Here is a 369-nt window from a genome sequence, read left to right on the forward strand (position 1 = left end):
CCAAACGTGAATATCGCTACGATGCGCAGCAAGACTGCTACCACTGCCCGCAAAACGAAATCCTGCGCTACCAGACCACCAACGGGGAGGGTTACCGGCTGTATGCCAGCGACCCGGACAAGTGCCGGGAATGCCCGCTACGCGCGCAATGCACGCGCAGTAAAAAGGGTATCAAGCAATTAAGCCGACATGTCTGGCAGGAAGACCGGGAGCGGATAGCCCAGAACCGGCTGAGCGAAGTGGGCAAACAGATTTACAAGGGACGGCAAGAGACGGTAGAGCGCAGTTTTGCGGATGCGAAACAGCATCACGGGCACCGGTATGCGCGTTATCGGGGGCTGGGCAAAGTGCAGATGCAAGGACTGCTGG

1 protein-coding gene is annotated in these 369 nt (G+C 58.3%); it reads left to right on the top strand.

Translation table 11 applies throughout. The features are described from left to right. Positions 1 to 369: transposase (locus ACW5W8_RS23960; RefSeq protein WP_498630910.1), on the top strand; the 369-nt coding region annotated here is incomplete at both ends.

Source organism: Aeromonas aquatilis, from assembly GCF_054052405.1.